The sequence below is a fragment of the Cupriavidus sp. 05N40 genome (assembly GCF_056397305.1).
In genome coordinates this window covers 17,414-38,535 of sequence record NZ_JBFTND010000010.1, presented here as the reverse complement: position 1 = coordinate 38,535, position 21,122 = coordinate 17,414, and the positions used below count along the sequence as shown (strand labels likewise).

The 21,122-nt window shown below is 68.0% G+C and carries 19 protein-coding genes and 1 pseudogene; 8 read left to right on the top strand and 12 right to left on the bottom strand.

The window, feature by feature from the left end; all coding sequences use genetic code 11:
• Positions 1-12: 12 nt before the first annotated feature.
• From AC1DO7_RS04005 to AC1DO7_RS03990, 4 genes are all read left to right on the top strand, one after another.
• Complete coding sequence (locus AC1DO7_RS04005) at positions 13-558, top strand: cob(I)yrinic acid a,c-diamide adenosyltransferase (RefSeq protein WP_441618477.1); 546 nt, start codon at positions 13-15, stop codon at positions 556-558.
• Between the two features lie 241 nt (positions 559-799).
• Entirely contained in the window at positions 800-2,758 is a 1,959-nt protein-coding gene (dnaK, locus tag AC1DO7_RS04000; RefSeq protein ID WP_477115815.1) for a molecular chaperone DnaK, read from the top strand.
• Between the two features lie 193 nt (positions 2,759-2,951).
• A complete protein-coding gene (gene dnaJ, locus AC1DO7_RS03995) occupies positions 2,952-4,097 on the top strand; it encodes a molecular chaperone DnaJ (RefSeq protein ID WP_441618481.1) in 1,146 nt (381 codons plus the stop codon).
• A 143-nt stretch (positions 4,098-4,240) separates the two neighbouring features.
• Complete coding sequence (locus AC1DO7_RS03990) at positions 4,241-6,163, top strand: chorismate-binding protein (RefSeq protein WP_441618483.1); 1,923 nt, start codon at positions 4,241-4,243, stop codon at positions 6,161-6,163.
• 61 nt (positions 6,164-6,224) lie between these two features.
• On the opposite strand, the gene panB is transcribed toward AC1DO7_RS03990, so the two are convergent.
• The 6 genes from panB to hda form a co-directional block, all read right to left on the bottom strand.
• Positions 6,225-7,046 carry a 3-methyl-2-oxobutanoate hydroxymethyltransferase gene (gene panB / locus AC1DO7_RS03985; protein WP_477115814.1) on the bottom strand — a complete coding sequence of 274 codons (822 nt, stop codon included), beginning with the start codon at positions 7,044-7,046 and terminating at the stop codon, positions 6,225-6,227.
• Between the two features lie 140 nt (positions 7,047-7,186).
• Positions 7,187-7,828, bottom strand: coding sequence for a deoxynucleoside kinase (locus tag AC1DO7_RS03980; RefSeq protein WP_441618487.1), 642 nt, complete (start codon positions 7,826-7,828; stop codon positions 7,187-7,189).
• 95 nt (positions 7,829-7,923) lie between these two features.
• Positions 7,924-8,442: a 2-amino-4-hydroxy-6-hydroxymethyldihydropteridine diphosphokinase gene (folK, locus tag AC1DO7_RS03975; RefSeq protein ID WP_441618489.1), complete on the bottom strand. Its 519-nt coding sequence runs from the start codon at positions 8,440-8,442 to the stop codon at positions 7,924-7,926.
• Complete coding sequence (pcnB, locus tag AC1DO7_RS03970) at positions 8,442-10,058, bottom strand: polynucleotide adenylyltransferase PcnB (RefSeq protein WP_477115813.1); 1,617 nt, start codon at positions 10,056-10,058, stop codon at positions 8,442-8,444. Before pcnB ends, folK begins: the two co-directional genes overlap by 1 nt.
• Before the next feature lies 1 nt (position 10,059).
• Entirely contained in the window at positions 10,060-10,734 is a 675-nt protein-coding gene (locus AC1DO7_RS03965; RefSeq protein WP_441618493.1) for a histidinol-phosphatase, read from the bottom strand.
• A 115-nt stretch (positions 10,735-10,849) separates the two neighbouring features.
• The gene (gene hda / locus AC1DO7_RS03960) at positions 10,850-11,557 is read right to left on the bottom strand and encodes a DnaA regulatory inactivator Hda (RefSeq protein ID WP_477115812.1); all 708 of its coding nucleotides are present in this window, start codon (positions 11,555-11,557) and stop codon (positions 10,850-10,852) included.
• Between the two features lie 19 nt (positions 11,558-11,576).
• Here hda and AC1DO7_RS03955 point away from each other — a divergent pair, with 19 nt between their 5' ends.
• Positions 11,577-11,792, top strand: coding sequence for a hypothetical protein (locus tag AC1DO7_RS03955; RefSeq protein ID WP_441618497.1), 216 nt, complete (start codon positions 11,577-11,579; stop codon positions 11,790-11,792).
• Between the two features lie 43 nt (positions 11,793-11,835).
• Positions 11,836-12,888 (top strand): phosphoribosylformylglycinamidine cyclo-ligase, encoded by a 1,053-nt coding sequence (gene purM, locus AC1DO7_RS03950; protein ID WP_477115811.1) that lies wholly within the window; start codon positions 11,836-11,838, stop codon positions 12,886-12,888.
• Positions 12,889-12,960: 72 nt separating this feature from the next.
• Here the strand turns inward: purM and AC1DO7_RS03945 are convergent, their stop codons facing one another.
• The 3 genes and pseudogenes from AC1DO7_RS03945 to mutL all read right to left on the bottom strand — a co-directional run bounded on the left by AC1DO7_RS03945 (position 12,961) and on the right by mutL (position 16,477).
• Positions 12,961-13,473: a GNAT family N-acetyltransferase gene (locus tag AC1DO7_RS03945; RefSeq protein WP_441618501.1), complete on the bottom strand. Its 513-nt coding sequence runs from the start codon at positions 13,471-13,473 to the stop codon at positions 12,961-12,963.
• A gap of 118 nt (positions 13,474-13,591) precedes the next feature.
• Entirely contained in the window at positions 13,592-14,560 is a 969-nt protein-coding gene (miaA, locus tag AC1DO7_RS03940) for a tRNA (adenosine(37)-N6)-dimethylallyltransferase MiaA (RefSeq protein WP_441618503.1), read from the bottom strand.
• A gap of 34 nt (positions 14,561-14,594) precedes the next feature.
• Positions 14,595-16,477, bottom strand: a pseudogene (mutL, locus tag AC1DO7_RS03935) (DNA mismatch repair endonuclease MutL).
• Between the two features lie 159 nt (positions 16,478-16,636).
• Between mutL and AC1DO7_RS03930 the strand changes: the two are divergent.
• Entirely contained in the window at positions 16,637-17,263 is a 627-nt protein-coding gene (locus AC1DO7_RS03930; protein ID WP_441618722.1) for a VTT domain-containing protein, read from the top strand.
• 42 nt (positions 17,264-17,305) lie between these two features.
• Here AC1DO7_RS03930 and AC1DO7_RS03925 read toward each other — a convergent pair whose 3' ends face one another.
• Positions 17,306-18,154, bottom strand: coding sequence for a SirB1 family protein (locus tag AC1DO7_RS03925; RefSeq protein ID WP_477115810.1), 849 nt, complete (start codon positions 18,152-18,154; stop codon positions 17,306-17,308).
• Positions 18,155-18,305: 151 nt separating this feature from the next.
• On the bottom strand, positions 18,306-19,859 hold the full coding sequence (murJ, locus tag AC1DO7_RS03920) for a murein biosynthesis integral membrane protein MurJ (RefSeq protein WP_441618509.1): 1,554 nt from the start codon (positions 19,857-19,859) through the stop codon (positions 18,306-18,308).
• Between the two features lie 362 nt (positions 19,860-20,221).
• On the opposite strand from murJ, the gene rpsT reads away from it, so the two are divergent.
• Complete coding sequence (gene rpsT / locus AC1DO7_RS03915) at positions 20,222-20,488, top strand: 30S ribosomal protein S20 (RefSeq protein WP_006157537.1); 267 nt, start codon at positions 20,222-20,224, stop codon at positions 20,486-20,488.
• 296 nt (positions 20,489-20,784) lie between these two features.
• On the opposite strand, the gene AC1DO7_RS03910 is transcribed toward rpsT, so the two are convergent.
• The gene (locus AC1DO7_RS03910) at positions 20,785-21,084 is read right to left on the bottom strand and encodes a DUF3579 domain-containing protein (protein ID WP_441618511.1); all 300 of its coding nucleotides are present in this window, start codon (positions 21,082-21,084) and stop codon (positions 20,785-20,787) included.
• Between the last annotated feature and the right edge of the window lie 38 nt (positions 21,085-21,122).

Sequence of the window (21,122 nt, the reverse complement as noted above, 5' to 3'; positions counted from 1 at the left end):
GAGGAGACCCCCATGGGCAACCGCCTGACCAAGATCGCCACCCGCACCGGGGACGGCGGCACCACCGGCCTCGGTGACGGCAGCCGCACCGGCAAGGACAGCCTGCGCATCGCCGCCATCGGCGATGTCGACGAACTCAATTCGAATATCGGCGTGCTGCTGACCGAGACGCTGCCCGACGAGGTACGCGCGGCGCTGCTGCATATCCAGCACGACCTGTTCGACCTCGGCGGCGAGCTGTCCATCCCCGGCTACGTGCTCGTCAAGCCGGAACAGGTGCTGCAGCTCGACGAATGGCTGGCGCACTACAACGCCGCCTTGCCGCGGCTGGCCGAGTTCATCCTGCCCGGCGGCAGCCGCGCGGCGGCCGTGGCCCATGTCTGCCGCACGGTCTGCCGGCGTGCCGAGCGGGCCCTGGTGGCGCTGGGCGCGCAGGAAGCGCTCAACGAAGCGCCGCGCCAGTACCTGAACCGGCTCTCGGACCTGCTGTTCGTGCTGGCGCGGGTGCTCAACCGCGCCGCTGGCGGCAGCGATGTCCTGTGGCAGCGCGGGCGCTGAGGCAGCCCCGGTCTTGCGTCTCAAATAAAGTATGGCAAGGCGCACAAAATGCGGCTTGCCGGCGGGTTTGGCGTGGCGGTGCTCAAGTCATCGCGCCGGCTTGCCGTTGAACACCCGGAAAAACCGAGAAATTTACTCGGAATTGCGCCTGCGGCACTTGAAATGGCCCCGGACGGCCACATTTCGGCTTCAGGACGAATTGCAGCGCCCACGGATAGTGGGGCTCAAGAGGAGAGAATAAATGGGTAAGATCATCGGTATCGACCTCGGTACCACCAATAGCTGTGTCGCGATCATGGAAGGCAATACGCCGAAGGTGATCGAAAACGCCGAAGGTACGCGTACCACCCCGTCGATCATCGCCTACATGGAAGACGGCGAGATCCTGGTGGGTGCGCCGGCCAAGCGCCAGGCGGTGACCAATCCGCGCAACACCCTGTATGCGGTGAAGCGCCTGATCGGCCGCAAGTTCGAAGAAAAGGAAGTACAGAAGGACATCGGCCTGATGCCGTATTCCATCGTCAAGGCCGACAACGGCGACGCATGGGTGTCGGTGCGCGACCAGAAGCTGGCGCCGCCGCAGGTGTCGGCCGAAGTGCTGCGCAAGATGAAGAAGACCGCGGAGGACTACCTCGGCGAGCCGGTGACCGAAGCSGTGATCACSGTGCCGGCCTACTTCAACGACWSSCAGCGCCAGGCCACCAAGGACGCCGGGCGCATCGCCGGCCTCGACGTCAAGCGCATCATCAACGAGCCGACCGCGGCCGCGCTGGCGTTCGGCCTGGACAAGAACGAGAAGGGCGACCGCAAGATCGCCGTGTATGACCTCGGCGGCGGCACCTTCGACATCTCGATCATCGAGATCGCGGACGTGGACGGCGAGAAGCAGTTCGAAGTGCTGTCGACCAACGGCGACACCTTCCTGGGCGGCGAAGACTTCGACCAGCGCATCATCGACTACATCATCGGCGAGTTCAAGAAGGACCAGGGCGTCGACCTGTCCAAGGACGTGCTCGCGCTGCAGCGCCTGAAGGAAGCGGCCGAAAAGGCCAAGATCGAACTGTCGAGCTCGCAGCAGACCGAAATCAACCTGCCGTACATCACGGCGGATGCCTCGGGTCCGAAGCACTTGAACCTGAAGATGACGCGCGCCAAGCTCGAAGCGCTGGTGGAAGAACTGATCACCCGCACCATCGAGCCGTGCCGCATCGCGATCAAGGACGCCGGCGTCAAGGTCAGCGAGATCGACGACGTGATCCTGGTCGGCGGCATGACCCGCATGCCCAAGGTGCAGGAACAGGTCAAGGAATTCTTCGGCAAGGAAGCGCGCAAGGACGTGAACCCTGATGAAGCCGTGGCCGTGGGTGCCGCGATCCAGGGCTCGGTGCTGTCGGGCGACCGCAAGGACGTGCTGCTGCTGGACGTGACGCCGCTGTCGCTGGGTATCGAAACCCTGGGTGGCGTGATGACCAAGATGATCACCAAGAACACCACCATCCCGACCAAGCATGCGCAGGTGTTCTCGACCGCCGACGACAACCAGCCGGCCGTGACCATCAAGGTGTTCCAGGGCGAGCGTGAAATGGCCACCGGCAACAAGCTGCTGGGCGAGTTCAACCTCGAAGGCATCGCACCGGCGCCGCGCGGCCTGCCGCAGATCGAAGTCTCGTTCGACATCGACGCCAACGGCATCCTGCACGTGGGCGCCAAGGACAAGGCGACCGGCAAGGAAAACCGCATCACCATCAAGGCGAACTCGGGCCTGTCGGAAGACGAGATCCAGCGCATGGTGAAGGACGCCGAGGCCAACGCCGAGGAAGACAAGAAAGCCCGCGAGCTGGCTGACGCCCGCAACCAGGCCGACGCGCTGATCCACTCGACCAAGAAGGCGGTCACCGAATACGGCGACAAGCTCGAAGCGGGCGAGAAGGAAAAGATCGAAGCCGCGATCAAGGAACTGGAAGACGCCGCGCGCGGCGGTGACAAGGCCGAGATCGACGCCAAGGTCAGCGCGCTGTCCGACGCCAGCCAGAAGCTGGGCGAGCGTGTCTATGCCGACATGCAGGCCAAGGCCGGCGAGGCAGGCGGCGCGGGCGCGGCCGGTGCCGCCGGTGCTGCAGGCGCGGGCCAGCAGCAGGCCCATCCGCAGGACGACAATGTCGTGGACGCCGAGTTCAAGGAAGTCAACGACAAGAAGTAATGGATGAGCGGGGGAGGGGCGCGCAGCACAGGACCGCCGCCAACCCCTGTCCCGACGCCGGGCGACGGACATCTGACAAAGCGGGGAACCGCCGTCGGATGCCGCGCTCGGCTTTTTTGCTATCTTCTTTGCTATTTATTTGCCCCGGGCGGGTCTCGCACGCTCCACAGGGCCAATCAGGTAACCAGCCACCATGGCAAAACGTGACTACTACGAAGTGCTCGGGGTGGGCAAGAACGCCAGCGACGACGATATCAAGAAGGCGTATCGCAAGCTGGCGATGAAGCACCACCCGGACCGCAATCCGGACAGCAAGGATTCGGAAGAGAAGTTCAAGGAGGTCAAAGAGGCCTACGAGATGCTCTCCGACTCCGAGAAGAAGGCGGCCTACGACCAGTACGGCCACGCCGGCGTCGACCCCAACATGGCGGGCGGCTTCGGCGGCGGCGGCCAGGGCTACGGCGGCTTCGCCGAAGCCTTCGGCGACATCTTCGGCGATATCTTCGGCCAGCAGGGCCAGGCCGGCGGACGCCGCGCCGGCGGCGGCCCGCAGGTGTACCGCGGGGCCGACCTGCGCTACAGCATGGAGATCTCGCTCGAGCAGGCCGCGCACGGCCACGAGGCGCAGATCCGCGTGCCGCACTGGGACGAGTGCGAACACTGCCACGGCAACGGCGCCGAGCCCGGCAGCAATGTCGAGACCTGCCCGACCTGCCACGGCGCGGGCCAGGTGCGCGTCTCGCAGGGCTTCTTCTCGATGCAGCAGACTTGCCCGAAGTGCCACGGCACCGGCAAGCATATTCCCAAGCCATGCACCAAGTGCCACGGCCAGGGCAAGATCAAGTCGCAGAAGACGCTGGAGGTGAAGATTCCCGCCGGCATCGACGAGGGCATGCGCATCCGTTCGTCGGGCAACGGCGAGCCGGGCATCAACGGCGGCCCCCCGGGCGACCTGTACGTCGAAGTCCACATCAAGCAGCACGCGGTGTTCGAGCGCGACGGCGACGACCTGCACTGCCAGATGCCGATCTCCTTCGCCACGGCGGCGCTGGGCGGCGACCTGGAAGTGCCCACGCTGGGCGGCAAGGCCAGCTTCCCGGTGCCCGAAGGCACCCAGCCCGGCAAGACCTTCCGCCTGCGCGGCAAGGGCATCAAGGGCGTGCGCTCGGGCTATCCCGGCGACCTCTACGTGCATGTGAACGTGGAAACGCCGGTCAAGCTGACCGAGTCGCAGAAGGACATCCTGCGCCAGTTCGACCGCTCGGTGCATGAAGGCGGCTCGCGCCACAGCCCGCAGGAGCAATCCTGGCTGGACAAGGTGAAGAGCTTCTTCAGCTGATCCGGCTCGCGGCATGCGGCCGGCCACGCGTGAATGCGTGGCCGGCCTTTTTGTTTTGTGGCGCGCGATAATGACAAGTCGCCCGCCTGCAGGCGGCGCCAACCGACGCTGGTGATTTTCCCGTGGCAGTTTCCCCATTTCCCATGCCTTCCCTTTCCGGCCAGGCACCCGGCACGCTTCGCAGGCCCGCCGCCGGCAACGATCCCTTCGTCCTGCTCGACGATGCCACCGCCGCCCCCGGCGAGGCGGTATCGCGCCTGTACACCGGATTCGTCCGCGAGGATGTGCTGCCCGATGCCACCGCGCTCGACGCGCTCGATGCCATGCTGGCCGAAGGCTGGCGTCAGGGCTGGCACGCCACGCTGTTCGCGCCCTATGAATTCGGCGGGCCGCTGGTCGGCGTCGCCGTGCATCCAGGCCAGGCCCTGCCGTTCCACGACGGCGCGCTGCGGCTGCTGTGGTTCCGGGCGCTGCAGAAGCTGGACAGCGAGGCCGTCGCGCAATGGCTGGCGGGCCGGCAAGCCGGGCAAACCGAACAAGGCGGGCAACCGGCCGGCGTGCTGGACGTCGCGGCCGATACGCCGGAGCCAGCCTTCCATGCGGCGATCGCCCGCATCCACGCTTGGATCGAGGCCGGCGACACTTACCAGGTCAACTTCACCCAGCGCCTGCGCTTCGGTGCCTTCGGCGAGCCGCCCGCGCTCTATGCGGCGCTGCGCGCGGCGCAACCCGTGCCCTACGCCGTGCTGGCGCGGCTGCCCGGCGATGGCTGGGTGCTGTCGCTGTCGCCCGAACTGTTCGTGCGCCATGACGGGCAGGGCCATCTGCTGACGCGGCCGATGAAAGGCACCGCGCCGCGCAGCGGCGACCGGGCACGGGATGCCGAGGCTGCCGCCGGGCTGGCCGCCGACGCCAAGAACCGCGCCGAGAACGTGATGATCGTGGACCTGCTGCGCAACGACCTCGGGCGGGTGGCGGTGCCGGGCACGGTGGCCGTGCCGGAGCGCTTCGTGGTGGAGCCGTTCGGCCAGGTGCTGCAGATGACGTCGACCGTGACCGCCACCGCGCGTGCGGGCACGAACGTGGCCGGGCTGCTGCGCGCGCTGTTTCCGTGCGGCTCGATCACCGGCGCGCCCAAGCGCCGCACCATGGAGATCATCGCCGAACTGGAGTCCTCGCCGCGCGGCCTCTACACCGGCTCGATCGGCTGGATCGACGCGCCGGCGGCACCGGCACAAGCCTTTCCCGGCGCATTCGCGCTATCCGTGGCGATCCGCACGCTGGTGCTGGGCGCGCCGGGTGCCGACGGCCTGCGGGCAGGCGAGATGGGCGTGGGCGGCGGCATCGTCCACGACAGCGACGCCGCCGGCGAGTACGCGGAATGCGGCTGGAAGGCCCGCTTCCTGACCGCGCACGACCCGGGCTTCACACTGTTCGAGACGATGCGCGTGGAGGATGGCGCATGCCAGCGGCTGGACCAGCATCTGGCACGGCTCGGCGCATCGGCGGCCTGTCTTGGCTTTCGTTTCGAATCCGCCAGCGCGCGGGCGGCGGTGCGCGAAGCGGTGGCCGGGCTCGCTGCCGGCTGCTGGCGCCTGCGCCTGGCGCTGGACAAGACCGGCGGCCTGGCCGTGACCCATGGCGCGCTGGCGCCCCTGGCCGCGCAGCCCGCCTCGTTGCTGCTGGCCGCGCAGGCACTTCCCGATGCGGATGTGCTGCGTTGCCACAAGACCAGCGCGCGCGCAATCTACGACGCGGGCTGGCAGGCGGCCGAACGTGCCGGCGCCTTCGACAGCCTGTTCTTCAACACGCGCGGCGAACTGCTCGAAGGCGGGCGCAGCTCGGTGTTCGTCAAGGTGGATGGCGAGTGGCTGACGCCGCCGCTGGCGGCGCATATCCTGCCCGGCGTGATGCGCGCCGCCGTGCTGGCCGATGGCAGGCGCTACCTGGGCGGGCCGGTGCGCGAGGCGGTGGTCACGCGCGCCATGCTGCGGCGCTGCGAGGCGCTGGCGGTTGCCAACTCGCTGCGCGGCGTGCTGCCCGCGGCGCTCTCTGCCGGCGGGTAAGGTCAGGAAAGCACAGGCAGGGACCCGCAGCCGGCCGGCGCCGCGGGTCCGCGGCGGCGGATCAGGCGGAGAAGGTGTGCTCGGCAGCCGGGAAGCTGCCGTCCTTGACGGCCGCCACATAGGCCCGCACGGCGGCCTCGATCGAGCCCGCGCCGTCCATGAAATTGCGCACGAACTTGGCCTTGCGGCCCGGGTAGACGTTGATCATGTCCTGCAGCACGAGCACTTGCCCGGAGCAATCCGCGCCCGCGCCGATGCCGATGGTCGGAATGGCCAGCAGGCCGGTCACCACGCCCGCCACCGCCGCCGGCACGGCTTCCATCACGATCAGCTGGGCGCCGGCGGCCTGCAGCGCGAGCGCGTCGCGCTTGAGTTGCGCGGCGCTTTCGTCAGTCTTGCCCTGCACCTTGAAACCGCCCAGCGCGTGCACCGACTGCGGGGTCAGGCCGATATGCGCGCACACCGGGATGCTGCGCTCGACCAGGAACTTGACGGTGGGCGCGAGCCAGTCGCCGCCTTCGAGCTTGACCATGTGCGCGCCCGCGCGCATGAGCGCGGCGGYGCTGGCGAAGGCCGTCTCGGGCGTGGGGTAGGTGCCGAACGGCAGGTCCGCCACCAGCAGTGCGCTCTGGTTGCCGCGCGCCACGCATTCGGTGTGGTAGATCACCTGCTCCAGCGTCACGGGCAGCGTGGTCTGCTGGCCCTGCATGACGTTGCCTAGGGAATCGCCGACCAGCAGCACCTCGACGCCGCAGTAGTCGAGCAGCGCGGCGAAGCTGGAGTCGTAGGCGGTCAGCATGGCGATTTTCTCGCCGGTGGCGCGCATCGCCTGCAGCTTGGGGATGGTGACGGTCTTGCGGGAGGGGTCGAGGAGGTAGCTCATGACGTTGGGCCGGTAGAGAGACGGGAGGCGGGCCGGCCGCCATCGGGCGTGCGGCGTTGCGCGGTCCCCTGCAATCCGCTTTGCCGCGGTGCGCGGCAGCGGCTGCTGTCGTTATGGTCAGGCTGGCAGGCGGGTACCTGTCAGGGCGCAGCGAGATTGAGAAAGGCCTTGCGGCCGCGCATGTTTTCGATGCGCGACATTAGTGTACGGAAATCACCGTCATTGTCCACCGGACTGAAGTGGGCGGTGTCGACGATCATCACCGGCGCTTCGTCATAGCGGTGGAACAGCTCGCCGTAGGCGTCGCACAGACGATCGAGATAGGCCTCGTCGATGCTGGACTCGCCGGGCGCGTTGCGGCGCGCGATGCGCTCGCGCAACAGCGCGGGCGAGGCCTGCAGCACGATCACCAGGTCCACGCGCTGGCTTTGCGCAGGCAGGCGCGCGGCGAGGGCATCGTACAGCGCCAGTTCGTCCTCGGGCAGCGTGAGCCCGGCGTAGAGGCGGTCCCTCGCGTAGAGGAAGTTGCCCACCATGCGCTGGCCGGCCAGCAGGGCCGCCTGCCATGCCGCCAGCTGCTGCGCGCGCCGGTTCATCAGCGACAGTTGCAGGGGCAGGGCGTAGCGCGCCGGCTCGCGGTAGTAGCGTTCGAGGAAGGGGTTGTCGCGCGCGGTGTCGAGCAGTTCGCCGGTGCGCAGGGTTTGCGCCAGGCGCTGCGCCAGCGCCGTCTTGCCGGCGCCGATGGGGCCTTCCACCACGATTCTGCGCAAGTGTTCGAGCATGGGCGGATCCGGTGGCTAGAGAAGCGGGTCAGGGGAGTGGTGCAGGGGGGCGCGGGGCAGACAGCGGCGTGCCCGTTCGCTGCGCTGGCGCGGCGTCAGGAAGCGCCGCGCGCCTCGGCTTGCCGCGTGCACTGGCAGAACGAGATCTTTTCCACGCGCTGCGCATTGACCGCGGGCAGGAAACCGGCGGCGGGGCCCAGCCCCGGGATCACCAGCGCGGCGTCCAGCTCGAGCAGCGGCACCAGCGTGAAGGCGCGCTCGGCCACGCGCGGGTGCGGCACCGAGAGATGCTCGCCGCGATGGATCTCGTCGCCGAACAGCAGCAGGTCCAGGTCGAGCGTGCGCGGCGCGTTGTGGAACGGCCGTTCGCGGCCGAACTGGTCTTCGATGTGGTGGCAGATGCGCAATAGCTGGGCGGCGGTGAACGAGGCTTCCACCTTGACCACCGCATTGAAGTAGTCGTCGCCGCCCGCATCGACCGGGGCCGTGCGGTACAGCGACGATCGCGCCAGCACCGTGATGCCGACCTGCTGGGCCAGGCACACGATGGCATCCTTGAGGGCCTGCCGGGCATCGCCCAGGTTGGCCCCGATGCCGATAAAGGCAACTGTCATTACGATTCCTCCGGCTGGACGCGCACCTTGCCGGTTTTCCGGTCTTCACTGGAGCCGGCTTCCTGGCTCGCATCCATATCGCTCCGGGAGGAAACTTTATCCGATTTCCGCGGACTGCGCCGGCGGCGCTTCTTGCGTGCCGGGCCGCCGCCTTCGCCGCTGTCACCGCCGCCTTCCCAGTCGGTGGGCTGATCGCCGCTGTCGGTRCTGCCGCCGCCGCCACCGCCACCCTGCTTGCCGCCGCGCGCCGGGCGCACAGCGTCGATCAGGGCTTCGCGGCCCTCGCCGTCGGCGTTCTGGAAGTCCTGCCACCAGCGCGCCAGCTCGGCCGGCTGCTCGCCGGAATCGCAGCGCAGCTGGAGGAAGTCGAAGCCGGCGCGGAAACGCGGCGACTCGATCAGGCGGAACGGCATGCGGCCCACGCGCTTCTCGAAGCGCGGCTGCATGCCCCAGATATCGCGCATGTCGGTGACGAAGCGGCGCTGGATGGCAAGCTGGCCGGTCTGGCGTTCCAGCACGTCGTCCATCRCGATATTGAGCGCGGCGATGGCGTGCTCGCCTTCCTCGCGCAGCGCGGTCCAGCGCTGCAGCACGTGGTGCCACAGCAGCGCGGCGAACAGGAAGCCCGGCGAGACCGGCTTGCCGACCTGCACGCGCTGGTCGGTGTTGTCCAGCGCCAGCTGCACGAAGCGCTGGCCCATCGGCTGCTCGATCGCCACGTCCAGCAGAGGCAGCAGGCCCTTGTGCAGGCCGGCCTTGCGCAGCTCCTGCAGCGAGGCCCAGGCATGGCCGGACATCAGCAGCTTGAGCATCTCGTCGAACAGGCGCGCGCTCGGCACGTTGTGGATCAGCGAGGCCAGGTCGGCGATCGGCTGGCGCGTGTCCTCGTCGATGCCGAAGCCGGTCTTGGCAGCGAAGCGCACCACGCGCAGCATGCGGATCGGGTCCTCGCGGTAGCGCGTGACCGGGTCGCCGATCATGCGCAGGGTGCGCGCGCGGATGTCTTCCATGCCGTGGTGGTAGTCATACACCGTCTGCTCGGCCGGGTCGTAGTACATCGCGTTGATGGTGAAGTCGCGGCGTTCCGCGTCTTCGGCCTGCGAGCCCCACACGTTGTCGCGCAGCACGCGGCCCGAGGCGTCGATCGCATGGGTCTTGCTGTCGAGCTCGGCGCGCTTGAGGCGACGCCCTTCGGGAAGCGTCTCGCTGGCGATGGCGTCGACCAGCGCGCGGAAGGTGGAGACCTCGATGATCTCCTGCTCGCGCCCGCCGTAGAAGGTCACGTGCACGATCTGGAAGCGCCGCCCGATGATGCGCGAGYGGCGGAACAGCGCCTGCACCTGGTCGGGCGTGGCGTTGGTGGCGACGTCGAAGTCCTTGGGCTTGATGCCGAGCAGCAGGTCGCGCACCGCGCCGCCGACGATGAAGGCCTGGTAGCCGGCCTGCTGCAGCGTGGAGGTGACCTTGATGGCGTTGCGCGAGATCAGCGTCTGGTCGATCTGGTGCTCGTCATGCGCCACGATGCGCGGCGTATGGGCACGCTGGCCACGGCGCTTGGCCGGGCGCTGCTGGGGGCCCGGCTTGCCGAGCAGCCGGTTGATTAGCTTCTTGATCACGTCAGAACAGATCCATGATGCGCCAGCCGGCCGCGGCGGCGTGGTGACGCAGGCGATCGTCCGGGTTGGCGGCGATCGGTTCGCTGACCTTTTCCAGTAGCGGCAGGTCGTTGGCCGAATCGCTGTAGAAGGTGGTGGTTTCGAAGGCATCCCACTGGGTGCCCATGCTCTTTAGCCAGGCCTCGACGCGGGCGATCTTGCCCTCGCGGAAGCTGGGGATGCCCGCCACTTCGCCGGTGAAGGCGCCGTCCGGCTGCCCGTTGGCGGTGGCCGGCTCGGTGGCGATCAGGTGCTTGATGCCGAAGGCGGCCGTGATCGGCGCGGTGACGAAGCTGTTGGTGGCGGTGACCACCGCGCACAGGTCGCCGGCGTCGAGGTGCTTGTACACCAGCGCGCGCGCCTGGGGCGTGATGACCGGATCGATCACTTCGCGCATGAATTGCTTGCGCCATGCTTCCAGGCGGTCGCGCGGATTGGCGGCCAGCGGCGCCAGCGCAAAACGCAGGAAGGCCTGGATATCCAGGGTGCCTGCCTTGTACTGCCCGTAGAACTCGTCGTTCTTGCGGCGGTAGGCTTCCTCGTCGACAACGCCGAGGCGCACCAGGAAGCGCCCCCATTCGTGGTCGCTGTCGGTCGGGAGCAGGGTGTGGTCGAGGTCGAACAATGCCAGATTCATGGGCGGCGATTTTACATTAACGTGATTGTTGCCGGTTTCTTGGCGTCACTGCACCGCGGTACATGCAAGCACGGGGCATGCCAGTGGCCGCGGGCACCGTGCCGGTAGCCTGCGCTCACTCGCGCAGCTCCGCAAACATTTCCCGCAGCAGCGGCAGGGTGACGGCGCGCTTGCGCTCGAGCGAATAGGTGTCGAGCGCGTCCAGCAAGGCCATCAGGCTGGGCATGTCGCGGTAGTGGCGCGTGACCAGCCAGTGCGGGATTTCGGGCGAAAGCTGCAGGCCGCGCTCGCGCGCCGCCTGCACCAGCGCCGTCATCTTGTCTTCGTCCGACAGCGGTGCAAGCTGGTAGACCAGGCCCCAGCCCAGGCGCGTGCGCAGGTCCTCGCGCACCGGCATGGCCAGCGGCGCCACGCTGCCGGCCACCACGATGGCGGTGCGCACGTGGGCGCGCACCTCGTTGTAGAGCGAGAACACCGCGATCTGGCGCGCTTCGTCAAGCAGTTCCACGTCGTCGACGGTGTAGAGTTGGCAACTGGGATCGAAGATGAAGTCCGACAGGGCATGGTGCGGGCTCAGGTAGCGGCAGCCGATGCCGGCCTGGTAGCCGCTTTCGCAGATCGCGTGCAGCAGGTGGGTGCGGCCCGAGCCCGTTTCACCCCACAGGTAGATCAGGCGGTCGGACGCGCGCTCCTGCGCGACGGCCGTGGCCAGGTCGCTCAGGCGCTGCACCGGCTCGCGGTTGGCGGCCACGAAGAAATTCTCGAAGGTCGACGGCGGCGGACTGCCAAGTTCAAGCGAAAGCTGCTTGGGACGCGCATACATGACGTTTCGGTTACTTGGGATGAAAGCCAGCTACCGGGTAAACGCGTCGCGGCATGCTTGCGCCGACCGCCCGCAGGGCGCATGCGCGCTGGCCGGGGGCCGCCTGATTGATGTGCATCGGCATGGTGTGGGGGCAAGACTTCATGACGCGGGAAACCGGAAACTGGAAGCCGGAAGCCTGTATCCGTTAAAATTGCGATTCTACTGGACTCGCGGCCGCAAATCGCCGTCGTGAGCGCCGCATTCCTCACTTCACACCCCCAGGACGAGCAGGTTCTATGAGCGCATCCCCCACTTCCGGCCAGGCAGGCCTTTCCTACCGCGATGCCGGCGTCGATATCGATGCGGGCGACGCGCTCGTAGACCGCATCAAGCCGTTCGCCAAGCGCACCATGCGCGAAGGCGTGATGGCCGGCATCGGGGGCTTCGGCGCGCTGTTCGAGCTGTCGAAGAAATACAAGGAGCCGGTGCTGGTTTCCGGCACCGACGGCGTGGGCACCAAGCTCAAGCTGGCGTTCCAGCTCAACCGCCACGACACCGTGGGCCAGGATCTGGTCGCGATGAGCGTCAACGACATCCTGGTGCAGGGCGCCGAGCCGCTGTTCTTCCTSGACTACTTCGCCWSCGGCAAGCTCGACGTGGAAACCGCGGCCACCGTGATCCAGGGCATCGCCCACGGCTGCGAGCTGTCCGGCTGCGCGCTGATCGGCGGCGAGACCGCCGAAATGCCGAGCATGTACCCCGACGGCGAATACGACCTGGCCGGCTTCGCCGTCGGCGCGGTCGAGAAAAGCCGCATCATCGACGGCAGCACCATCGTCCCGGGCGACGTGGTGCTGGGCCTGGCCTCGTCGGGCGCGCACTCCAACGGCTACTCGCTGGTGCGCAAGATCATCGAGGTGGCCAAGCCGGACCTGAACGCCGATTTCCACGGCCAGCGCCTGCAGGACGCCATCATGGCGCCGACCCGCATCTACGTGAAGCCGCTGCTGTCGCTGATCGAGACCCTGCCGGTCAAGGGCATGGCCCACATCACCGGCGGCGGCCTGACCGAGAACGTGCCGCGCGTGCTGGCGCAGAACGTGACCGCCGTGCTGCAGCGCGATGCGTGGACCCTGCCGCCGCTGTTCCAGTGGCTGCAGGCGCAAGGCAACGTGGCCGACGACGAAATGCACCGCGTGTTCAATTGCGGCATCGGCATGGTGGTGATCGTGGCCAAGGAAGACGCCGAGCGCGCCATCCGCCATCTGCAGGCAGCCGGCGAAGCTGTGTGGCAGATCGGCGAAATCCGCGAGCGCGCGGAAGGCCAGGCGCAGACCGTGGTGGTCTGAGCGTCAGCGCCCCGGCAGCAAAAACGGCACATGCGAGCATGTGCCGTTTTTTTTTTGCGCGCGCCAATCCGCCTATTCAGCCCCACCCATCTTGGTCAGTGCCTCTCCCGTCACCCGGCAGATGCGCCAGTCCGGCAGCACGTCCGCGCCCATGGCCCGGTAGAAATCGATCGACGGCGTGTTCCAGTCGAGCACGGTCCACTCGAAGCGGCCGCAGCCCCGCTCGACCGCCAGCGCCGCCAGGTGCTTGAGCAGCGCCTTGCCCATGCCGTGGCCGCGCCAGGCCGGTTCCACGTAGAGGTCTTCCAGGTAGAGGCCGCGCCTGGACAGGAACGTCGAGAAGTTGTGGAAGAACAGCGCGAAGCCGACCGCCTGCGGCCCTTGCGCACCGGGCACCTCCACCAGTACCGCCTCGGCCAGCGGGCGCGGGCTGAACAGCGCCTCATGCAGCTTCTGCGGGGTGGCTTCGAGGAGGTGGGTCAGCTTTTCGTACTCCGCCAGCGCCGAGATCAGCTGGAGCAGCGTGTCGCAGTCGGCGGCGGTGGCGGGGCGCAGGACAAAACGGGGAGCGGCGGCGGTGGTCATGGCAGTGCGCGGGGCGAGTCGAGAAACGCGGATTATCGCCCAGGCATCACTTTGGCCGGCGCTTCTGGTGCAATTGTTGCGAATGCCTGCGCCGGTCCAGGCGCGGCTGCCGGGCCGCTCAGGCCTGCCCGATGCGGGCCAGCTCCGCCACCCGCGCCACATAGCCGGGCGCGAGGCAGTCCACCACCTCGCGCTCGGGCGTGCTGCGCAGCCACGTGAGCTGGCGCTTGCAGAGCTGGCGCGTGGCGGCCAGTCCGCGCTCGCGCATGGTGGCGAAGTCGGTCTCGCCGTCGAGGTATTCCCACACTTGCCGGTAGCCCACGCAGCGGATCGAGGGTAGCGTGGGCTGCAGGTCGCCGCGCGCGCGCAGGCGTTCCACTTCCTCGATGAAGCCACCGGCCAGCATGGCGTCGTAGCGGGATTCGATGCGCGCATGCAGCGCCGCGCGGTCCGATGGCTCCAGCGCGATCACGCGAAAGCGGCGATCGGCCGTGCCGGCAAACGTGCGCTCGTCCGCCTGCCGCGCCAGCAGCGTGGACATCGGCTGGCCGCTGAGCCGGTGGATTTCCAGCGCGCGCTGGATGCGCTGCGCGTCGTTGGGCGCCAGCCGCGCGGCGGTGACCGGGTCGACCTCGGCCAGCATCGCGTGCAGGGCCGGCCAGCCGCGCTCGGCGGCCAGCGCGTCGAGTTCCGCGCGCACTGCGGGGTCGGCCTGCGGCAGGTCGTTCAGGCCCTGCGTCAACGCTTTGTAGTAGAGCATGGTGCCGCCGACGATCAGCGGCTCGCGGCCGCGCGCGCGGATCTCGCCGGTCAGGCGTTCGGCGTCCGCCACGAACTGCGCGGCCGAATAGCTCTCGGCCGGGTCGATGATGTCGATCAGGTGGTGCGGCACCGAGGCGAGCTCGGCCGCGGACGGCTTGGCGGTGCCGATATCCATCCCGCGATAGACCAGGGCCGAATCGAGGCTGATGATCTCGACAGGTGTCTGCGCCGCCAGCGCGAGCGCGGCGGCGGTCTTGCCCGATGCGGTGGGGCCGAGCAGGCAGACGACGGGCGCGGCGTGGCCGGGGGGAGCGGAGGCTGTCAAGGCGATGCGATGCTATGCGATGCGATCGGCCGGCTTACTGGCCGCGCAGGAACAACCGGTCCAGTTCCGCCACCGACAGCTGCACCCAGGTGGGCCGGCCGTGATTGCACTGGTCGGCGCGCTCGGTCTGCTCCATCTGGCGCAGCAGCGCGTTCATTTCTTCCACGGTGAGCTTGCGGTTGGCGCGCACCGCGTTGTGGCAGGCCAGCGTGGCGAGCAGCTCGTTTTGCCGCTCGGCCAGCACGCGCGAGCCGCCGAACGATTGCAGGTCGCGCAGGACGTCGCGCGCCAGCGCCTCGGTGTCGGCCTGCTTGAGCAGCGCGGGGATGGCGCGCACCGCAAGCGTGGTGGGCGAGACCGGCGCGATATCGAAGCCCAGCAGCGCGAGCGTTTCCTGGTGTTCCTCGGCGGCGCCGATCTCCATCGGGCTGGCGGTCAGCGTGACCGGGATCAGCAGCGGCTGCACCGCCAGCTCGCGCGTCTCGAGGGCGGTCTTGATCTGCTCGTAGAGGATGCGTTCGTGGGCGGCGTGCATGTCCACCAGCACCAGGCCGCGCGCGTTCTGCGCGAGCACGTAGATGCCGTGCAGTTGCGCGATGGCGAAGCCAAGCGGGTTGGCGTCGCCGGCTGCCGGTTCCTGCCGCACGGGGGCGTCGAGCAGTCCGGGCGGGTCGTTTTCGCGCGCGGCCTGGGCGTCGGCCAGCCAGGCCGGAGGCGTGGACGAGCCGCCCGCGTAGCCGGCCGATGCCGGCGCGGCGGGGCGCGGGAAGCCGCCGCCGGGCTGGATCGCGTCGCGCACCATGCCGAGGTAGGCCTGGCGCGGCTGGGCGATGCCGAGCTCGGTCTGGCGCGCGGCGGCGGTGTAGTCGACCCAGGGGCGCGCGCCGGCGCCGCCGCCCATGCCACCGCCCGTGCCGCCACCCATGCCGCCACCCGGCGCGCTGCCTCGTGCCGCGGCGGCGCTGCCGAAGCTGCCGGGGCCGGCGCGCGGCACCATGGCGGGCGCGCCTTCGTCGACCGCGCTGCTATGCAGGCTGTCGCCCTGTTCGCCGGCCTGGCGGGCCAGGCAGCGCTGCACCGCGTGGTAGACGAACTGGTGCACCGCGCGCGATTCGCGGAAGCGCACTTCGATCTTGGACGGGTGCACGTTCACGTCCACCATTTCCGGCGGCAGGTCCATGCACAGCACGTAGGACGGAAAGCGGTCGCCGTGCAGCACGTCCTGGTAGGCGCTGCGCACCGCGTGGTTCAGCAGCTTGTCGCGCACGTAGCGGCCGTTGACGAAGAAGAACTGCTGGTCAGGGCGGCCGCGCGAGGCGGTCGGCAGGCCGGCGAAGCCGTACAGGTGCAGGGTGTCGGCTTCCTCGTCGAGCGGCAGGCGGGCCCGCGCAAAGTCGGCGCCGAGCACCTGCGCCGTGCGCGTGGCCACGTCGCCGCTGTTCCAGTGCTCCATCGGGCGGCCGTTGTGATGGACCGTGATGCTCACGTCCGCACGCTGCCAGTATCGGCGGCGACCTGCGTGGCATGGGCGTCGTCGGCGGTGCGGCTGGTCAGGGTCAGCTCGGAAACCGAGGCGATCGAGGCCAGCGCTTCGCCGCGAAAGCCCAGCGTGAGCACGGACTCCAGCTCGTCGAGCGAGGCGATCTTGCTGGTGGCGTGCCGCATCAGCGCGACCGGCAGTTCGGCGGCGGGGATGCCGCAGCCGTTGTCGGCGATCACGATGCGGCGCACGCCGCCTTCCTCGAGACGGATATTGAGCTGGGTGGCGCCCGCGTCGAGCGCGTTCTCCAGCAGCTCCTTGACCACGGAGGCGGGGCGTTCCACCACCTCGCCGGCAGCGATCTGGCTGATCAGCTGGTCGGGCAGGGGGCGGATGGGGCGGGGCGGCTGGGCGGGGCGTGTGGCTTCGGCAGGCATGGGCGGAATTATACGTGGGCGGCGCGCCCGGCCGGCAGGTCAGCGCGGCGGCTGCGGAAGCGAACGGATCGGGTGACTTTGAAGCCGGTCCGCTCTTGTATGATGTGGGCTGAATCTAGAACGGGGATCGAATTGGATATCGCTTTGCAGTTCATCGACATGTTGCTGCACGTCGACAAATACCTTGGCACCGTCATCCAGAACTATGGCGCGTGGGTCTATGCCATTCTTTTCGCGATCGTCTTCGCGGAAACCGGGCTGGTGGTGCTGCCGTTCCTGCCGGGCGATTCCCTGCTGTTCATCGCCGGCGCCTTCTGCGCCACGGGCGCCATGAACGAGTGGGCCCTGGTGGGCCTGCTGCTGGTGGCGGCCATCGGCGGCAATACCGTCAACTACATGGTGGGAAGCTGGGTGGGGCCGAAGGTGTTCGACGGCCATTGGCGCTTCCTCGACCAGACTGCCCTGCGCAAGACGCACAATTTCTATGAACGGCACGGCGGCAAGACCCTGGTGATGGCCCGCTTCCTGCCGATCGTGCGCACCTTCGCGCCGTTCGTCGCCGGCGTGTCGCAGATGACCTTCGCCAAGTTCCAGCTCTTCAACGTGCTGGGCGCGGCGGCCTGGGTGCTGGGCCTGGTGTTCGCGGGCTATTTCTTCGGCAACCTGCCCTTCATCAAGCAATACCTGAACCTGATCGTGCTGGCAGGCATCGGCGCGGCCGTCGTGCCGCTGGTGCTGGGCGGGCTGTGGAAGCTGGTGCGCGGCGGCAAGCGCCGGCCTTCCTGAGGGTGGCAATGGGCGGGCTGCGCGGCGCGCGGCCCGCCTGGCTCAGTTCACGCTGCGGCTCATCATSCGCAGCGCCGGCATGCGGTCSCGGATCTGGGTCGTGTCGGCCGCATCGGGGCGCGCTATCACATAGGCTTCCAGGTCTTCCAGCGCCGGGCGGAAACACTCCAGGTTGGCATAGGCCAGGCCCCGGTCGCGCACCTCCTCGATCGAGCCCGGCAACAGGATCACCAGGCGGTTCTGCACCGCCAGCAGGCGCTGCCAGCGCRACTCCTGCAGATAGATCGACTTGAGGTTGCGCAGCACGCGCGCCACGATCTCGCGGTGGCTGGCCACCTGCAGGAACAGGCCCAGCGGCACTTCGTTGGGATCGGCGATGCCCTCGCGTTCGAGATGCGGGTCCAGCATCTCCTGCAATTGCTCCTTCGACAGCGTCTCGCCCGTGAGCGGGTCCACCACCACCTCGCCCGCCGGGATCGACATCCGCACCAGGAAATGATTGGGGAAGGACACGCCCTTGAGTGGCAGGCCGATATGCTGCCCCAGCTCCATATAGAGCACCGCCAGCGAGATGGGGATGCCGCGGCGCTGCTTGAGCACCACGTTCAGGTAGGAGTTGTCGGGGTCGTAGTAATCGTTCGCGTTGGCGCCGAAGCCCAGGTCGCGGTAGAAGAAATGATTGAGCAGGCGCAGGCGCTGGATGGCCGGCGTGCCCTCCGCGACGCGGCGCTTGAGCCGTGCCGCGATCACGTCCAGGGCGGCCAGCTCGGCCTGCAGGTCCAGGTCCGGATAGGCATCCTGGGCGAGCGAGAGCACGGCCTCGGTCAGTGGGATACCGTGCTCGTCTGCCACGAGGCTGGCGAAGTAATCCAGGACTTTCGTGGTTGTCATTGCGGCTTTCCTGAATACGGCGTGTTGGCCATGCCTGCCGGCACGACCTCGACTGCCTTGACCCTGTACCGCGCGCTGTCTCCCGGTTCTGTGCGGCGCGTACGCACGCATACGGCGCCGCTGCATCCGGCCGATAGACAGGCGGGGCTTCCTAGCCGGCTCTCCGCTTGAATGCGGAGTATCTCAGCCCCATGAGCCACAGTGTACCGAAGTAGACGACCGCTGCAAGTACCAGGCAGGAAGCGAGCAGCGCGATGCGCAACAGCGGCGTGGCACCCAGGGCCACCCAGTCGAAGGTACGCGCGAACCACAGCAGCATGCCGGCCAGCAACAGGACCGCAGTCAGCAGCTGGGCCAGGAACAGCAGCCAGCCCTTGGCCGGCGTGTAGAAACCGCGTTTGCGCAGGCCCAGGAACAGCAGCAGCGCGTTGACCGTGGCGCCGAAGCTGATCGACAGCGCCAGCCCGGCATGGCCGAAGCGCGGCACGAACACATAGTTGGACAGCTGCGTGATCACCAGCACCAGCAAGGCGATCTTGACCGGCGTGCGGATATCCTGGCGCGCGTAGAAGCCCGGCGCCAGGATCTTGATCAGGATCAGTCCGAGCAGGCCCGTGCCGTAGGAAACCAGCGCCTGGCGCGTCATTTCCACCGCGTGGGCGTCGAACTTGCCGTAGTTGAACAGCACCGCGGTCAGCGGCGCGCCGAACACGAACAGCCCCACCGCGCACGGCACGGCCAGCAGGAAGGTCAGGCGCAGGCCCCAGTCGAGCAGGCCGGAGTATTCGGCGCGGTTGTCGTCTGCGCTGGCCTTGGACAGGCTGGGCAGCAGGATGGTCCCCAGCGCCACGCCCAGCAGCGCGGTGGGAAACTCCATCAGGCGGTCGGCGTAGGTCAGGTAGGACACGCTGCCCGCGGCCAGGCGCGAGGCGATATTGGTATTGATGATCAGGCTGATCTGCGCCACCGAGACCGCCAGCAGCGCCGGTGCCATCTGCCGCATGACGCGGCGCACGCCGGGGTCCGACCAGGCCGCGCGCAGGTCGAAGGTCAGGCGCGGCATGACGCCGAGCCGCCGCAGCGCGGGGACCTGCACCGCCAGCTGCAGGATGCCGCCCACCAGCACGCCCCACGCCTGCGCGTAGATCGGCTGCGCCATGTGCGGCCCGACGAACAGCGCGGCCACGATCAGGCACAGGTTGAGCAGCACCGGCGTGAAGGCCGGCATGGCAAAGCGGCGCCAGGTATTGAGGATGCCCGAGGCCAGCGCCACCAGCGAGATCAGGCCGATGTACGGGAACATCACCCGGGTCATGAAGACCGCCGCGTCGTAGGTCTCGCCGCCTTGCCGGTGGAAGCCGGTAGCGACCACCAGCATCACCAGCGGCGCGCCGATCACGCCGAGCAGCGACACGCCCATCAGCACCCAGGTCATCACCGTGGCGACTGCGTCGATCAGGGCGCGGGTCTCGCCTTCGCCGCGCTTGCTGTGATATTCGCCCAGGATCGGCACGAAGGCCTGCGAGAACGCGCCTTCGCCGAAAATGCGCCGCAGCAGGTTGGGGATGCGGAACGCCACATTGAAGGCGTCGGTCATGTCCGAGGCACCGAAGGCCCGGGCGATCAGGATCTCGCGCACGAGGCCGGTGATGCGCGACAGCATCGTCAGGCTGCTGATGGTGGCGAGCGCTTTGAGCAGGTTCAAGATGGGTCGGCGGCAAGGGGAGAGGCGGCGGTGGCATGCTGCGTGCCACCGGGCGGACCGGCTTGAGACGCCGGGCGCGCGCCAAAGTTGCATCGGGGCCACGCGGGGCGGGGCCGGTGTGGCGCGTATTATACGGTTTGGCCCGGCGGCTCCCCGTCCGCGGCCGTTTGCGTCACCCCGCCAGTGTTCGGACGTGGTCCGGCTTGCCAGCTGCTTTTTCTTCTGTGTATAATTGCCGATTCACAAGGATAGTTGCGTTCCGGATTCGTGTGCCAGTGCATCCCGGGTCGCTTGATGTGCACTTAATTGTGTCTGCGGTTTTGTCCGTGGGGCACGCATCTGAATTCAGGATATCTACTTAAATGGCAAATTCCGCACAAGCCCGTAAGCGCGCTCGCCAGGCCGTCGCCCAAAACGCTCACAACTCCAGCCTGCGCTCGCGTCTGCGCACCGCCGTGAAGGCCGTCCGCAAGGCGATCGAAGCTGGCGACAAGGCCGCCGCCGCCGAGATCTTCAAGAACTCGCAATCGATCATCGACGCCATCGCCGACAAGAAGATCGTGCACAAGAACAAGGCTGCACGCCACAAGTCGCGCCTGTCGTCGGCCATCAAGTCGATGGCTGCCTGATAGCAGCCGCTGCGCCCGGCGCATGCCAGGCGCCTTCCGGCACCACGCCGGCCATCGTGTTCCATACCGGCCTTCTGGTGGGTACGTAGCGCGGCGGTCCGGTGGCAAGCCGGGAGCGCGAATCGCATTGCGCGATTCCGCACGATAAAAAAGCTCGTCATTCGACGAGCTTTTTTATTTTCCGCTTCTCTTTGCCGTTGCCGCGCCTTTCCTTGTCGCTTCGCTATCCCTTCGCCGGGCGCATCGCCGTTCACGCCGGTGCCGCCGCTGCGGGGCGACCGGCCGGCCCCGCCCGCTTACTCGAGCGAGCAGGCCTCGACCAGTTGCAGGTCGTTGTCGCGCGCGAAGTTGAGCACGAAGTCTAGCGCCTTGGGTTCGATGTCGCGCAGGCGCGCGTCCACCACCACGGTCTTCACGTTGCTGGTCATCACGGGCCGCACGTAAGGGGAGTAGGTGAGGCGTGGATCCCCGGTGTCCCCTTCGGGGCGGAATTGCGCCATCACGCCACACAGCCGTTCAGCCCAGTCGCTTGGACGGAAGGTCTTGCCTTCCTTGGTAATGCCTTGGATGAAATATTCGCGAACGATGGGCTTCATTGGACTGCGGGGATAAGACGGGTGACTCGACGGTAAAC

What these genes read in the sequence shown, in the direction of transcription:
- dnaJ (WP_441618481.1), top strand. Translation starts at nt 2,952, where the DNA reads ATGGCAAAACGTGACTACTACGAAGTGCTCGGGGTGGGCAAGAACGCC.
- AC1DO7_RS03955 (WP_441618497.1), top strand. Translation starts at nt 11,577, where the DNA reads ATGAAAGCCAGCTACCGGGTAAACGCGTCGCGGCATGCTTGCGCCGAC.
- AC1DO7_RS03990 (WP_441618483.1), top strand. Translation starts at nt 4,241, where the DNA reads ATGCCTTCCCTTTCCGGCCAGGCACCCGGCACGCTTCGCAGGCCCGCC.
- rpsT (WP_006157537.1), top strand. Translation starts at nt 20,222, where the DNA reads ATGGCAAATTCCGCACAAGCCCGTAAGCGCGCTCGCCAGGCCGTCGCC.
- AC1DO7_RS03930 (WP_441618722.1), top strand. Translation starts at nt 16,637, where the DNA reads ATGTTGCTGCACGTCGACAAATACCTTGGCACCGTCATCCAGAACTAT.
- AC1DO7_RS04005 (WP_441618477.1), top strand. Translation starts at nt 13, where the DNA reads ATGGGCAACCGCCTGACCAAGATCGCCACCCGCACCGGGGACGGCGGC.
- AC1DO7_RS03980 (WP_441618487.1), bottom strand. Translation starts at nt 7,828, where the DNA reads ATGCTCGAACACTTGCGCAGAATCGTGGTGGAAGGCCCCATCGGCGCC.
- folK (WP_441618489.1), bottom strand. Translation starts at nt 8,442, where the DNA reads ATGACAGTTGCCTTTATCGGCATCGGGGCCAACCTGGGCGATGCCCGG.
- AC1DO7_RS03965 (WP_441618493.1), bottom strand. Translation starts at nt 10,734, where the DNA reads ATGAATCTGGCATTGTTCGACCTCGACCACACCCTGCTCCCGACCGAC.
- hda (WP_477115812.1), bottom strand. Translation starts at nt 11,557, where the DNA reads ATGTATGCGCGTCCCAAGCAGCTTTCGCTTGAACTTGGCAGTCCGCCG.
- AC1DO7_RS03945 (WP_441618501.1), bottom strand. Translation starts at nt 13,473, where the DNA reads ATGACCACCGCCGCCGCTCCCCGTTTTGTCCTGCGCCCCGCCACCGCC.
- AC1DO7_RS03910 (WP_441618511.1), bottom strand. Translation starts at nt 21,084, where the DNA reads ATGAAGCCCATCGTTCGCGAATATTTCATCCAAGGCATTACCAAGGAA.